This is a genomic window from Roseateles aquae (assembly GCF_032337115.1).
Taxonomy (GTDB): domain Bacteria; phylum Pseudomonadota; class Gammaproteobacteria; order Burkholderiales; family Burkholderiaceae_C; genus Roseateles_C; species Roseateles_C aquae.
Window position 1 is genome coordinate 811025 of record NZ_JAVXZY010000001.1, and the last position, 13469, is coordinate 824493.

General features: G+C 64.4%; 10 protein-coding genes. All 10 read right to left on the reverse strand.

Translation table 11 applies throughout. The annotated features are described in order from the left end of the window. Nucleotides 1-199: 199 nt before the first annotated feature. The gene (locus RQP53_RS03495; protein WP_315648651.1) at nt 200-1918 is read right to left on the reverse strand and encodes an SGNH/GDSL hydrolase family protein; all 1719 of its coding nucleotides are present in this window, start codon (nt 1916-1918) and stop codon (nt 200-202) included. A 2-nt stretch (nt 1919-1920) separates the two neighbouring features. Beyond that, the gene (locus RQP53_RS03500) at nt 1921-2265 is read right to left on the reverse strand and encodes a hypothetical protein (RefSeq protein WP_315648653.1); all 345 of its coding nucleotides are present in this window, start codon (nt 2263-2265) and stop codon (nt 1921-1923) included. Then, nucleotides 2265-3803, reverse strand: a complete 1539-nt coding sequence (locus tag RQP53_RS03505; protein WP_315648654.1) for a phage portal protein — start codon at nt 3801-3803, stop codon at nt 2265-2267. Before RQP53_RS03505 ends, RQP53_RS03500 begins: the two co-directional genes overlap by 1 nt. Nucleotides 3804-3806: 3 nt before the next feature. Continuing rightward, complete coding sequence (locus RQP53_RS03510; protein ID WP_315648655.1) at nt 3807-4055, reverse strand: DUF6148 family protein; 249 nt, start codon at nt 4053-4055, stop codon at nt 3807-3809. 91 nt (nt 4056-4146) lie between these two features. Then, nucleotides 4147-4722: a hypothetical protein gene (locus RQP53_RS03515; protein WP_315648656.1), complete on the reverse strand. Its 576-nt coding sequence runs from the start codon at nt 4720-4722 to the stop codon at nt 4147-4149. A gap of 414 nt (nt 4723-5136) precedes the next feature. After that, a complete protein-coding gene (locus RQP53_RS03520) occupies nt 5137-9366 on the reverse strand; it encodes a hypothetical protein (RefSeq protein ID WP_315648657.1) in 4230 nt (1409 codons plus the stop codon). An 8-nt stretch (nt 9367-9374) separates the two neighbouring features. Further along, complete coding sequence (locus RQP53_RS03525; protein ID WP_315648658.1) at nt 9375-9803, reverse strand: DUF6950 family protein; 429 nt, start codon at nt 9801-9803, stop codon at nt 9375-9377. Beyond that, entirely contained in the window at nt 9803-10408 is a 606-nt protein-coding gene (locus tag RQP53_RS03530; protein ID WP_315648659.1) for a hypothetical protein, read from the reverse strand. Before RQP53_RS03530 ends, RQP53_RS03525 begins: the two co-directional genes overlap by 1 nt. After that, complete coding sequence (locus tag RQP53_RS03535; RefSeq protein WP_315648660.1) at nt 10408-11034, reverse strand: hypothetical protein; 627 nt, start codon at nt 11032-11034, stop codon at nt 10408-10410. Before RQP53_RS03535 ends, RQP53_RS03530 begins: the two co-directional genes overlap by 1 nt. Then, a complete protein-coding gene (locus tag RQP53_RS03540; RefSeq protein WP_315648661.1) occupies nt 11031-13466 on the reverse strand; it encodes a phage tail length tape measure family protein in 2436 nt (811 codons plus the stop codon). Before RQP53_RS03540 ends, RQP53_RS03535 begins: the two co-directional genes overlap by 4 nt. Nucleotides 13467-13469: the final 3 nt, after the last annotated feature.

The following is a 13469-nucleotide window of genomic DNA, read 5'->3' on the forward strand; positions in this document are numbered from 1 at the left end:
TGCGGCCCGCCGGCCGAGCTTCTCGCCACCAGGACCAGAGCTTGTGGGCGATCTGGATGATCAGAAACACGCAGCCCAGGATTGCGGCCAGCGTATGAATGTCGACCCCTGCCCACCAGGCCCCGATAGCGCCAATGCTCGGCGCTGCCTGGATGAGGTTGGAGGCCGCGTCAGATCGATGGTCAGACATGGCTCTCCCTCAGATGTCGTACGCGACGGTGCTATCGCGCAGCAGGTTGTCGACGGCAGAGATCGTCGCTCGAGCGATGCGGATGCTGACCGTCGCGCCGCTGGCGCCGGCCTGCAGCTGGATCAGGCCGTCCAGGCTGTTCAGCACACCGCCGGCATCGGCAGGAATGCGCCACGGCGGCAGGCCCGCCACTCCACGACACGCGGCATTCGGATGTGCCGAGGTGACAGTGCCTGAGCGGTAGAACGTGAATAGCTGCAGCGTTTGCTGGCTGGCCGATGGCGGCGTGTAGTTGGACGAGATACCGACCTGCAGCTTGCTGATGCCCGTAGGCGTGGGCGATGCCAGCACCTCAAGCTCCATCTCTGCCACCACATCCGCGCCCAGCGCCAGGCGGCCATACACCGGCGATGCCTCGAGGTCGCGATGCGCATTGAGGTAGATCTGCACCAGTGCGTTGGCACCCAGCACGAAATCCATTTGCCACCAGTTGCCGAACTGATCGGCCTGACCCGAGCGGTCGGTGTGCGCGCTGAACGAATTGGTGACCGACGAGCCCGCTGGGATGTCAATCGAGCAGCCGCTCGGCACCGTGCCAGTGACCGTTCCACCGCCGCTGCTCGACCCGCCCGTGGTGGTGACGAAGAGCGGGTTGTCGAAGACGTTGTTGGCCGTGGAGACGTTGATCGTGCCGGTATAGGAGCCGGGCACGGCGCAGGCGAGATCGATGTAGGTCGTGGTCGCTGCAACGACTGTCCAGCGACCGTTCCATGCCTTCTGGCCAGCAACCGGCACGTTGATGGTCGCCTTGTCGCCCTTTCGAATCGCTGCAGTTCCGGCCTGCGAGTTGTTCATGGTGACGCGCAGGGTTCCATCGCCATTGGATGCGAGCGCCGTGCCGGTGAGCTTCAGATTGGTCCATGCATCCACCACGGTGTGCGGCAGGTAGATGTTGGGGCGCACGTAGCTGCCCATGTAGGCGGCCAGCATCTTTCCGCGCAGGAACGCGCCCAGGCAGCCGGGATGGATGCTGTCGCCATACATGCCGCTGCGCACATCACCCGCCGCGCTGACCGGGTCCCACGTGATCTCGTCGAGCGGCACGTAGTGAAAACGGGGATCGCTGGCCGCCAGCCACCGGTACCAGCGGTTGAGCTGTGCCGTCCGGTGGGCGAGCCAGCGCGTCTGGTCGCCCGCGCCATTGGCCGGGGAAGTCTCCGGCAGGATGACCACCATAGCCGCCAGCTTGACCAGCTGGTAGAGCTGCTTGCTCGCGCGGCTGATCAGGATGGACAGATCGGTCTGGTCCGAATCAGTCACGTACGGCAAGCCGGTGTAGCGGCTGTTGCCCGTGTTCTTGGTGTTCTTGAGGTCGTTGATCCCTGCATTCCAGAAGACCGCGGCATAGCGTTCAGCAGCCCCCTGCGAGATACGGTCCGCCATGTCGATCAGGCGCTCACCGCCGATGGCATGGCCGCGCACGATCTCCCAAGGCCGGTCAAGCAGAAAGTTCGCCCAGACGACGGTGCCGTTGAGGTTCTCGATGGGCCGGTTGAAGGTGAAGGTGTCGGTCTCTTGGTCCAGGTAGCTGTGACCAAACAACAGCACCCTGCTGCCGGCGCGGCCGATGGGCAGGGGCTGTGCCTCGCCTTGCCAGTGCATCATGGCGCCGCCGGCGGGGTCTTGGCGAGCGGTCAGGCCCGCGCCCTTGCTGTTCAGTTGCGGCATGGTCAAACCCCCGAGGAATAGGCAGACGCCGCTGTGTTCGCGCCCAGCGCTGTGCAGCGCCAGCGCAAGCGGGCCCAGGTGTGCTGCAGCGGCGGTGTGTTGTCAGAGACGCCGGAGCCGGTGTCGGTGCCAGTCATCGGAAACGTGGCAATCGCGGTCCAGCCGGTGGCGCCAGTTGGGTCGTTGGTGCCCTCGGCCACCAGCGTGGCCGAGACAGCTGCTGGAGCCGCAGCCGTGGTCTTGAGCACGACCTGGTGCGTCCAGTTCAGCCGCGCGAGCGGTGCGATCGCACGGCCCGTGCCCGTGGCGGTGAAGTCCTGCTGAAGGACCGGGATGTTGTCCAACATTACGGCGTCCCTTTCGTGAAATCTTGTTGAGGCTGGGCCTGCGCCTTCGCGGCCGCGGCGCTGGCTGCATCGGAGGTGAACAGCAGGCCCTTCGCGCGCGCTTGCTCGCGGAATTGGAAGATTTGGGCCATGACCTCATCGGGGTTGGCACCACGGCGGCGGATGGCCTCGATCTCGCTCATGAAACCGGCCTGCGTGAGTTCCAGCAGCGCCGCCGCCTCATGCAGCGGATTGATCCACGGCATGGCCGGCGCCACGGCAAGGAATGCGCCCTCGGTGCCGGGCTTGACGTCCTTCGGCGGCTTGGCCAGGCCGCTCAGCCGAGCAGCCAGTGTGAAGTCGTCGACCATGGGCGTGATGGCGCGGCCCACGAAATCGTCAGTCAGCGCAGCGTAGTTGCACCAGCACTCAACCAGCTCCTGGCGCTGCGCGCTGTAGGTGCCGTTGTAGTCGCGGGCCAGGCTCGAATAGCTCGCGCTGATGCCTGCGGCAAAGGCGCGTAGCTGGCCGCCGCGCCACGTGACGAGGTTGGGGTTGGGTCGGTTGGAGTCGATCATGCCGATCTCCTCGCCCACGGCCAGCGTGTCGATGATGGCGCCGGGTGACAGCGAAATCTGACGCTGGATGACGTTGCCGTCCTCGTCCTGCATCGGGCCTTCATAGCCGCCGCCATCAGGGGCTTGGCGCTTGACGTAGGCCGTCATCATGGCTGCGACCTTGGCGGCAATACGCTCGCTCTCCTCGTAGTCCTTGAGGTCTTCGATGCGGGTGATGACGCTGGCGAAGCGGGAGACGCCGCGCAGCTGGCCAATGCGGGTCAGGTGCGCGACCTGCAGCATGCGGTCGGCCGGGATGGACTTGAGGCCAGACACACTCAGCGCCGAGAAACCCACCATGTCGCCCGGGAAGGCCTTGAACACGTAGTAGTTGCGCTTGCGGCCCCAGGCGTCCAGCTGCACGCCCTGGACAACGCCGTTGGCGGGGTCGTTGTAGGACATTGGCACCATGTCCGGCTCCAGCAGCTCGACGCTGTAGGGCACCTTAGTGCCGTGGTCCAGGAAGTTCACCGGGCCGATCAGGCGCTGTGCAAACGCCTCGCCTTCACGCAGCCAGGTGCGGCAGAGCAGCCTGCACACGTGCTCGAAGTCGTGCGACCAGGTGACCTCCGGCCGGCGCTTCCAATCCTCGTACAGCGAGGCCAGCAGCGACGCGTACTCCTGATGGATGGTGCCGTCGGCTCGCCGTGGCTGGAACTCAACACCCAGGCCGCGAGGCCCGACGATGTTGTTGACCATCGTATCCAGCGCGCCCGCCACGAGGTCGTAGTTGCGGTCGTAGTGCCGCATCTGCTCGCGGATGCTCTCAGCGCCGGATTGCACCGCGCGGTTGGGCGAGACGTTGCCGCGAGTCAGCTTGCGCTGACGGCTGGGCTTTGCGGCCTCGTAGAACGCCATGGCCTGCCTGGCTTGGAGGCGGCGCATGCCCGCGATGGGATTGAAGGCGGCCACTAGGCGGTCAATGACGTTGAGGCTCGTCATCGCTCAGTTCCCATCCAGGCGCGCCACGCCAAAGCCCAGGCCACCGAGGCGCGCGCCGCCGGCAGCACGATTGGCCTGGCTGTTGAGCACCGCCTGCCACTCCTGCCGGCCTGCTCGAATGGCCGGCAGATCCTCACGCGTGAGCATGCGATCACCGGTTCCCAGATTCATCCGAACCTGCTTGCCGGCCAGGACATCGAGCTCGGCCTTCAGGTAGGCATCGAGCATCTCTTGTGCGGTGGGCGTCGTCATGGCCGCAACGGTATCGCTGGGCCTGTCTCATCCTTTGACAGAAGATGAGACGATTTTTTGCGGCGCTGTTTGTGCGCCGGATGCTCAGCCGCTAGCCGAATCTAGTGTCGCTTGGCAAAACGCGCTTCTGAACCTCAACAGGCGGTGAGAGCAAGCTGAGGCTCCCAGCCGCACTGGCCAGCTTGCGCAGATTGATTGCCGCTGGGGCTTCCTTCGTTGGCTGAACGCCATCACACATTGCGCTCGAGAAACGCGCCCCGTCGCCCATGAATAGTCCCTCAAGCCAAAGGCGCTGCGCCGGGAGCGCTCGACCAAATGCGGCAATTTGAAAGGTCTCGATGCACGCCATCAGCACGGCACTCGCCAGGCCGCAGCGGCGCAATTGAGCAGGTACGATGAAGTAGTTGCCCAGGTAGAGCACGGCCTCCGTTTCAGTTCCATCGAGCACGGACTCGATCTGGATGCCGTGGTCAATCACCTTGAGTGTGACTGAGGCTCGTTCGCCCTTGTGCTTTACCCAGGCCAGTTGGACATTGAACTGCAGTGCATGATTTCGGCCAGACCAATCGAACGAGGCTGGTGTGAAATCCCGAAACGCAATCGTGCTTGCCGAGCTGGCAGTCGCCGATGATTGACGGCCGCGCCGAATGAAGCTCAGAAGACCCATGGTGGTGCCGCTATCGCTAGTTTGCCTCGGTAGCCCGATGCTAGCGCACATAGTGCGCACCTCAAGGCCTTCCGACCTAGCGTCTCACTTCATAGCTGAAGTGCAACACAGACGCCCCAAAAGGATTGGGCACGATCCCTATGCGGAGCCCGCTGTCTAGGCGATAGCTGGGCACCAGCATGGGAATTGCCGGCGCCTTTGGGTACCCTGATACACCGCCCACCGTCAGGGCCCAGCGCCCTTGTTCCAGCGTCCAGCCGGCAAACACACTGCGCCGGCCGTGGCTGTTGAGGTAGACGCCGGCAGTTGCGCCACTCTCCAGTTGCACGTAGGCGCCTGGCGTGAGCGTTCGCAGATCACCGCCGCCTGCGTGCAGCGATAGCAGCTGGATGCCAATCACGAGCCCCGCCGCGCTCATGAGCAGATCCCGCAGTTGATGAGCGCTTGGCGGATGCCGTCGATCAATGCATTCCCGCTCGCGCCTGGCAGTGCGTAGGAACTCTGAGGGCTCCTTCCGTTACATGCGAAAGCTCCACCGACTTTCATCGCGCTAAGACACTCAATGTCTCCGTTGGTCGTGATACCAACCTTCGACGTAATCGTGCTATTGAATCCAGATGTTGCTGGACCGAACACCAGGTTATTCGCGCTGTCGATGCCAATGCCCCAGGGATATTGGCCAGACCGAATCAGGCCAATGTAGGTCCGCTTGCTGGCGCTGGCTGGCAGAGTGACTGACAAGACACCAAATGGCTCGGGCGTAGCGCCGTAAGCAACCGTGACCGCGCCTTCCGCTGCAATTGCGTGAGTGCTGACGACTCCGTTCGCGTATAGACCAGCGCCAGTTGAAGACTGAGCAAATACGCCATTCCCACTAGTCGCAAAGCCATGGACACCGGCGCCAGACAGCGCCGAGCCGCGCACGCCACTGCCACCACCGCTGCTCACAAATCCGAATACACCTGCAGGCGCGGCCGTGTTGCAGATGCTGGCGCCAATAGCCCCGGAGCCGCCGAAATCTGCAATGGAGTATGAAGATCCATAGGCCCCACTGCCGGCCTTGCCGATCTGAGCCAGCACTTCGGTGCCGGCACCAACATCCCCATACAGCCGCAGCGTGTTGGTGCTGCTTTCGTTCAACACTGCCCGCCGGCCTGAACTCGCCGTCTGAATAGTTGCCCCGGTAATCGTTCCACCGGAGATAGTCACGCCGTCGATTGAGCCGGCAGTGATCGAACCCAGGTTTGCGCTGATCGCGCTTAACGAGCCCACCTTCAGACTGCTGATGTAGGGCGTTGTCCAGACTGTGTTTCCGGTGGCCGGATCGTAGATGCCATCGCACTGGTACAGCGTGTTAGTGCTGCTCGGATTCGGGTCACTGGCCACCCAGGCCTGATTGATGCCCCAAGTTGCATTCGACTGCGTCGAGGTCGGGAAGCTGCTGCTGCCCGATGTTGTGATGGTGCCACTGGTCGGCGTCGGGTTGCCGGGCACGCGCTGGTAGGCATACCGGGCCGATGCACCGGCGGTGCCCGGTCCACCATCGGTGCCATTGGCCCCGGCGTAGCCGGCCGACACGATGCCGGCTCCCGTCCAGCTGAAGGCCGTGGTTGCATTTGCCGCGTTGTCGATCAAACTCACGGATGCTTGCCAGAGCGTGTACCCCGGCGAAGGCGTAGTGCCAGGGGTCAGGCTCCATCCCGCCGGCGCCGCCCCGAAGCTGCCCGTCGCCCAGGTGTAGGTTGCCGAGCCCGAAGGCCCTGCGGGGATCGTGGCCGCCCACTGCCAGACCGACACGCGCGCCGCATGCAGGCCGCTGGCACCGTTCAATGACTGCGCGTAGACCGAAGCACCCGAACTCCAGCTCACGCTGCTGCTCAGCGCACTCGCCGTGGCCGTTATCGCCTTGGATGCGACCCAGAGAGACACGCCCGGTGTGCCCGGGTTGGCGGGGACGCTGACGCTCCATCCATCGCCCGCTGAATACCCAGCGTTTGCAGCCGTCGCCCAGGTGTAGGTCGACGTGCCCGTCGGCGCGGCCGGCGCGCCGCTGTTCCACTGCCACAGGTTGACGGTCGCGGTCTTGCTGCCGTCGGCTCCTGCGGAGCCCCCGATCCGAATGGCCGCACTCCAGGATCCAGCGCCAACACGCTGGCGCATGTACATGTCGCCCGGCGAATAGGTGCTGTGCCAGCCGGTCACTCCGTCTACCGAGTACTCAACGGTGAGCCCGGCCGCGTCTATTTCCGCGACTGTGATGAGCAGCGAGACTGGCGTGCCGAAGTTCCGGCTCGTGTCTTGGTGCCGCAACCAGAATCGATAGTCGCCCGGCGTGGCCTGAGCCCAGGTGTGCGAGTTCGCAGCGCCCTGCCAGACCAGGGTTGCTGTGGCAAGCGTCGGGCCCAGGAACAGCTGGCTGTCGAGGTAATCGGCATCTGGGCATTGCGTCCAATAGAGGAGCGCGCCACCGAGGACACCTGTGAATCCGAAGCCGCTGGCCGTCGACGGCGGCGCCTGCTTGCCGAGCACCACATGCTGCAATACGACTGGCTCTGACGACACACCATAGGCATTGACGGCTGCGACTGACACGATCACAACGTCGCCATCGGTCACACCGGTGACGAACAGTTCGAGATCCATTGGCGCACCCTGCACGGTGTTCCAGGTTCGACGTCCGACGCTGCGCCATCGGACCTCAATCACGCCTGAATCCATGAAGGCACTGATCGGTCGATTCCAACTGACACGGATGCGGGAGAGCACCGTCCCGTCCGCCTGCCGCAAGAGCTGTGCGGTGCCGCTGTCGAGACTGACACCCGTCAGCGATGGCCGCTCCCAAGGATTCGGCAAGTTGCTGTTAGGTGTCGGGTCAACTTCCGTTGCGTCGGCAGCGTCATAGGCCGCAGCGCCGTCCTCCTGCAAGGTGAGCTGCACGGCGGACCGCAGGCCAAACTGCCAGTCGGTCACCATGAAGTACTTGGCGCTCCAGCCGTATTCGGCACTGGTAACGCTGACACGGTTGCCTGGCTGCAGCGGCCATGCCCGCAGCTTGGCCGGATAGCTGATGATCAAGCCATTGCGGGCGCGCTCCGTTTGCACCCGTGCGATCTGGCGCGCGCGCACCTCGCTGTCGGTGTACGGCAAATCGAAGGCCTGCCAGAGCACCGCGCCGTCAGCCGCAATGAAAGTCTCATTGCGGTAGGGCTGCATGTCCTTGGCGATGGCAGCATCGCCCGGCACATACCGCGCGTGCACCGCATTGAACAGATCACCTGCGGCCTCCCCTGCCTGCACCACTGAGATCGACCCCGCCAGGTCGTCGTCGGTGAGTGCCATGACGGGCGGCGACCAGGTGCCCGCCTGCAAGCGCCAGGCGCCGGCCGGAAAGGCGTAGCCGCACATCGCTTCGCACAGCTCCTGCAGCACGGCTTCTTTGGCCTGATCGCTGCTGAGGACACCATTCACGGTGTAGCGGGCGATGTTCACCGTTGTTGGCGAGCCGCCAGCCGCTGGCGTCACTGGCACAGCGAACACTTCATCACAGGCATTTGCTGCCGCGATCACTGAATCGGTGTCGATGTCGGCCGCATCAGCACGATAGCCCCACTCGGCGCGCAGCCAGTCGTAGATGCAGAGTGCCGGATTGGCGCTCCAGCTCGTGCCACCGGTGCGCGGGTCCAGCACCAGCCGGCCTTGCACCTGGGCAGTGATGCCGGGCGGCCCGCCCTGGAACTGCTTATGCTCCAGATCCAGCGTAATCACGCTGTAGCAGCAGCCACGCAGGCGATGTGCAGAGGTCCACTTGTCACCCGCGACTGACATCAAGAACGCGTCGGCGGCCTGGTCGTCAGCGCCCAGATGGTGGTGAACGCGAACGCAGCTGCTGCCGGTCGGCAGCGCGGCCAATGCCGTGATCTCCCAGGTGTCGTTCTCGTCGGGCGTCTGGCTATCGCCTCGCACCCAAACCGTGCCGGGCAGCGTGATGGTGCGACCGTCGGGTGAGATCGAGTATGCGTAATCGGGCAGCGAAACTGTCCATGGCAGAGAGTTCCTAAAGGTGCGCAATGCCACGCTGACGATATTTGCACCTGCCGGCAGCGTCATGCTCCGAACCTCGCCGGTTGCGTTGAAGACGCGCGTTCCCCGCGTGTCGTTCGTGTTCCATGCATCCCCCTGGGCCCAGCCGTCAGCATCAATCCCACCCAGGCTGACACCCTCAATCTGCAGGTCGACGATGGCCTGGCATTGATGCCGGGCCCAAATGACAACAAGGTGCTTGTAGGCATCGGGGCGGTTGTAGGCCGCGCCCTCCTCATCCTTGGTTGGCTTATCGCTGGAGAAGATGGCAACGATGTCGCCACCGGTCCAGGCCGTGCCATAGACGATGCGCCAGGCTGGGTCTTCTGACAAAACGGTGGCCTGCCGGTCTTGCAAGGCCGCGTTCCGAGCGGCTTTTGCAGCGGCTGCGGCCTGGCGCGCCTTTGACCTCGCCTGAGCGGAGCCGATCGCACTTGCGGTCACCACAATTGCGACCTTGACCCACACGCTTTCGACCAGCGATGTCGCGACGAAGGCGATCACTGAGATGGGGTCGGCATGAGCGGGAAGCGCGACCAACAGCAAGCCGGCAATGATGAGCAACACGCGATTCACAAGACAACCTCCGGCAGACGCCAGCAGGCGCCCGCAAATCTGGTCGGCACATAGGCAAGGCCGCCGCCTTCGAGCGCGATGGCGGTGTGCTCGCCAACACAAATGCCCACCAATGCACCGATCCGGGCCTCAGTGCAGCGCGCCGTGGTTTCGATCAGCACAACATCGCCCACTCTCGCCAGCGTGGCCGGCGAAGAGGCGATGCCCAATCGCGCGCTCCAAGCGGCTCGCAAGTCGCCGCCAAGCGCCCGCACCAGTCGCAGTGCCTGTCTGGCAGTGAGCGTCTCGGCCAGTCCGTTCATTGGGTTGCGGCCGATTGCCAGTTCGACCCAGCCGGCGGCGAAGTGGCAGCAGTTCGCCGTGCCCCAATCGAACGGCTGAATCGGCCTGGTTAGATAGTCGGTTAGCAGATGGGCTCTGGACATCACCGCTCCTGCTGAAAAGCGGTTGAGAGCCATAGCGCTGGCTGCTTGATGAGCCCTGCGAGGTATTCAAGGCCTCGGTCACCAGGGAAGCGGGCGCGCTGCTGCTCGTCAGACAGGCGCAGGCCTTCGACGTTTCTGGCGCGAGAGAGGCCTGCGCTGGTCAGTGGCAGCTCGATAGAGCCGCCAACCACGCCACCGTCCGGCCCCGGCTGATCCCGCTCGATCTTCACCGGCTGCATGTAGCCGGTGTAGCGCAGCCGTGGCACGCCAACTGGGCGATGCACCTCGTCGACCAGTTGCAGGTACAAGCGGGCCGCCTTGCCGCGATAGCTCTCGACATTGCCAAGCGCCGAGGCAAGCACAGCCGGATTCGCCACGCTTAAGCGCAGGGCAATTGGCTGCGTGCTGGGGTCCAGCGATTCCTTCAGCTCGCCGACGGCGAGCAGGTCTCCCGCAGCGCGGTAGGTCTTCCCTCCGATCTCCAGCGGCACGTTCATGCTGGTAAGGCAGATCTGGCCGCTTGTGAAGTCGAGCTCGACCAGCCATACCACGCCTACCACGCGCGTTGCCAGCAGCGCCAGCTGTGCAGTGTCCAAGGCGAGCATCAGGGCTCCTCGATCAACGAAAGCTGTACACCGGTCACCCACCGGCCCGGATGTGATTGCCATCCAAACCGTGGGTCGACACGCCGCATGTACATGCGTGGGTAGGACCACGAGACGCCAAGGCCAGATGCATACGCACGGCGGGCCGGCGGCTCAAAGGCAACTGAAATGCCACCAGCGCCATCCGCGACTGCGTCTGCCGCGACCATCACCACCTGGCTGCTTCCCTGGCCGGAGCCGATCTGCAGAAGATCACCAGTGGCGAGCGTGCGACCGCCCTGCCCTGCGCCAGCGCTGAGGCTCATCACCGAATCGCCCTGTGCCAGGTTGGCCGCCAATGACACAGAGCCTCGCAACGTTCCCGCTGGCTCTGGGCGCGCGGGATCGAAGGCAGCGATCAGGTTCACGAAGCCGCGCATTTGCATGCCCAGCGCCTTCCACAGCGACGCATCGCGGTCATTCATTGGCGAGGGCGCCTGCAGCACCATGGCCCAGACGGGAACGCCGTAGCTGCGGGCCTGCCCAGTGCTTGTGACGTCGCTGCGCGTCATCGTGTCAGCACTGACCAGCTCGATGCTACAGCCCTTGGCACAGGGCAGATTGGTGGGCATGGTGATGACGCTCATCGAATCGCCCCCTTGTCGCGCAGCATCGCCACCAGCTCGCGCGTATGGGCCTGCTGCAGCTGCTGCACAGCGCCGAGCGTGGCCTGCCTATCGGCCGTGGCGTCCAGGTAGATGGTGGGCGAGTACACGATGCTCGGCGCCACCGCCGCTCCCGCGCTGCGCGCCGGGGCAGTGACTCGCCCCGAACGGCCGGACATCATCAGGTAGTCCTTGCCGTTGGCAGACAGGATCTCCGGATCGCCGCGCTCATTGACCTGGTATAGGGTGCCGCGGGTGACGTCGCCACCGTTGGCACGGCCACCGCCGAGGCCGAGGTCGACAAGGCCTGGCCCTCCAGCAGCAGTGATAGGCGTGCCAAACGGATCAAAGCCAAAGCCAGCGCCAAACAAATTGCCGAAGAGCGCCTCGCCAGCAGATGCAAACTGCTTCGACAGGTAACGGTCGAACACCATCTTGGCAAACTGATCGCGGGCGTAGTCCACCAGGCTGCCGATGCTCCGCTTGCCGGTTCGCAGGAACTGCGAGAAGGCGTCGCGCCCTTGATCGACCCAGCCATTCATGAACTCATCGCGCGAGCGTTTCATCTGCAACTGCGCATCGTCCCAAGCCTCGATCTGGCGCTGCCACTCGGGCTTGAGCTGCTCTGTCAGCAGGCGCTCGCGGTTGACGCGCCAGGCGGCCAGCTCCTCCTCGATCAGCTTGCGGCTGGCGGCTGACTCTTCCTCGAGGTGCAGGCGCTTGCGGATCTGCTCCTCCTCCAGCGCGATCTGGGCCATGCCACGGGCCGTGTCGTCCCGGATCAGGTCCACGCCGAGCTGGCGGTTCTGGTCGCGCAGCTGCTGGAGCAGATCGGCATTGGCCTGCTTGGCTTCTTCGGATTGGCGAACGATCTCAGAGTCTTGTCCGTGCTCGAAGCGGCGGAACTGTTGGTTGGGGGTCTCGTAGTCCGACTTGGGCACCGGGTTCAGCTCGCCGGCCCGGATCTTGTCTTCCAGCTCGCGGCGGCGCTGCAGCTGCTCCACGAGCTTGGCTTCCAGATCCAGCCTGCGCGCCTTCTGCGCGAGCACCTCTTCGGGATTCGCGGCAGTGCGCTGGCCTTCGATTTCGATGGCCTTGCGCGTCTGCGCGATTTCGAGTTCAGTGCGCTTGCGAGCCTCGGCGATCACCGCTGCCGTGTAGGTGCTGTAGCCCACTTCGTTGCGCGCCCAGGCGCGTTCCATCAGCATGTGCTGCTGGTCGAGCGCGGCCTGCTGGTCGGCCAGCATCTTGTTGGCGCCAGCACGCGCCAGGTCGATCATGGCGGACTCATGCCCACGCTGCGCCTCTTCGAGTTCCTTGGCGTTTTGCATGGCCGCAGCCGTGGCCTGGGCTTGGCTCTCGACGGCGTTGAGGAAGGTGCGGTTTGCCGCGCCCATGTCCTCACGCGCCCTGCCCTCCAGGTAGGCACCAAGCCGCCCAATCAGGCTGCCGCCGGCGTTCTCCTGCAAGCGCTGCGCCATCCCGATGGTTGACTGGAGCTTGGCGATCTCCTCTTGCGCTGTGTCTGCGCGCCCGACCCCTTTGGCGGCATCCCAGAACCGACTCCACAGCTGCTCCGCACTCTTGAGCGCCTCGCCCAGCGAATTGAGCTTGACGGGCATGCGTGTGCCCATGGTGTCGCCCAGGATGCGCAGGTTGTAGTCCATCGCCTGCTGCACCTTGCCTTGAGCCTCCAGCTGCTGGATGTGCTTGTACTGGGCAGCGGACAGGTAGTTGTAGGCGCTGTTGTGGGTGTATGCCCATTGCGCAACGCCCTGGCGCATGGAAGCGTAGTCCTTCACGATTTCGTCGGCCGCTTGCCCAGTGACGCGCTGCATGGTGAGTGTCGCTGCGATCGCGCTGTTGAGTGACTCCGCGCCGAACTGCCCAGAGCTAACAACGGCCGTCACCGCGTCCCGCGCCTCGCCCTTCGTTGCGTTGGCGAGGTTCGCATGGGCTGTGGCCAGGCTCTCGACTTTCTCGGCAGTGACGCCGGCAATGTTGCCGGTAAGAGCCAAGGACTTGCCCAGCCGATCAGACTCTGCCCTTCCCTGCCCGATTGCGACAACCGCTCCCAGCGCCGCTGCGCCAAAAGCGCCCATGGCTACGGTCGCCGGTGTGATGAGCGAAGCAATACCGCGCAGGAAGTTGCCCGTTCCACCGAATTGGCCGATGGCTTGCCCGCCCTGCTGGAACAGCGCCAAAAGCACGTTCTGGCCGCCAGCGACTTGGCTGATGAAGTCTTGCGTCTGGTAGCCCAGGCCCTTGAGCTGCTCGGCGGTGACCTTGAAGCTGCCCGCCAACTTGCCGCCCGCGTTGTCGACTTCTTTGAACTTTTCCTTGACCCTGCCGAGGGGGTTCTCAACCCCGTCAGCATCGACCGAGATCCTGAACACGTATTCCTGAATCGACATCAC